Here is a 1,451-nt window from a genome sequence, read left to right as displayed (position 1 = left end):
CTGATTTAAACGCGCGGAATTCACCGATGATGGCGTGGCCACACATGTAAAGGTCACCAATCGCGTCCAATACTTTGTGAGTAACAAACTCGTTATCAAAGCGCAGGCCTTCTTCGTTAAGAATGCGGTAATCATCCAGTACGATTGCGTTATCAAAGCTACCACCAAGAACTAGGTTCTGAGATTGTAGGTATTCGATATCACGCATGAAACCAAATGTACGTGCACGAGAAATCTCGCGAACGAAGCCTTGAGATGAGAAATCAAACAGGAGACGTTGCTCGTCCGATTCAATCGCAGGGTGATTAAATTCAATTTCGAAGTCCATACGGAAGCCGTTAAATGGAACAAACTCAGCCCACTTGTCGCCATCTTCAAAACGAACAGGTTTCTTAATACGGATAAAACGCTTAGGTGCATTTTGCGTTTCGATACCTGCTTGTTGTAGCAAGTATACGAATGGGCTAGCACTGCCATCCATGATTGGAATTTCAGGTGCGTCAACTTCAACAATAATATTGTCGATGCCCATACCAGCAAGCGCCGCGTTCAAGTGTTCAACCGTTGAAATACGTACGCCTTCATCATTCACTAATGCAGTACACAGCATAGTGTCACGAACAGACGCTGGGTCAGCTGGAAAATCTACAGGTGGATTTACATCTGTACGACGATAAATGATGCCTGTATTAGTAGCAGCTGGGCGCAGAGTAAGCGTGACTTTTCGACCAGAGTGGAGACCCACACCAGTTGTTTTCACTATTTCTTTCAGAGTACGTTGTCTGATCATCTGCTTGCCTCTCTACAATATGCTACGAAACACGGCCGTCTGTAACGTCGACCGTGAATGCTACCATAATTTTGAACCATGTCAAATTTACGGGTTAAAGATTAATCAGCCTGACGACGCAAAAATGCCGGAATATCTAAATAACCGCTTTCTTTCTCTTGCTTGGGTGCTGCCGAGCTTTGACTCGCAGAAGACGCCGGAGAAGAAGTGCTATTAGTCGACTGAGGAGTTGCCGGTGATTTCTCTTGCACTGCTGTCGTTTGAACAGTTTGTGCCGGTTTCTCTTCAGCTTGTGGCGCGATAGCAGCTTGCTGTTGTGCTTGAGCTTGCGGTGCTGTAGCCGTTGGAGCGACTTTCGCTTTGCCACCAGCCACTAGCGTAATGTCTGGTTTTTTCTCATTGCCGATACCTGTCGCAACAACTGTTACGCGGATTTCGTCCGTCATGTCTGGGTCTAGAGAAGTACCGATAACCACTGTCGCATTGTCAGAAGCAAATGCTTTCACTGTGTTACCTACTGTCTCAAACTCATCAAGACGCATATCCAGACCTGCAGTGATGTTAACAAGAACACCACGAGCACCAGCCAGATCGATGTCTTCTAGAAGCGGGCTAGAGATAGCCATCTCTGCTGCTTCTTCAGCACGGTCTTCGCCTTTAG

General features: G+C 46.6%; 1 protein-coding gene and 1 pseudogene. Both read right to left on the bottom strand.

The window, feature by feature from the left end; genetic code table 11:
- Positions 1-790, bottom strand: a 790-nt coding sequence (gene lpxC, locus AND4_RS18965; protein ID WP_009844608.1) for a UDP-3-O-acyl-N-acetylglucosamine deacetylase, incomplete at its 3' end; no start/stop codon positions are given.
- Between the two features lie 101 nt (positions 791-891).
- Positions 892-1,451: pseudogene (locus AND4_RS18960) on the bottom strand (cell division protein FtsZ); the annotation flags it as partial.

The sequence above is a fragment of the Vibrio sp. AND4 genome (genome assembly GCF_000171815.1).
GTDB lineage: Bacteria > Pseudomonadota > Gammaproteobacteria > Enterobacterales > Vibrionaceae > Vibrio.
The sequence above is the reverse complement of the archived record's forward strand: the minus strand, read 5'-3'. Positions and strand labels throughout refer to the sequence as shown.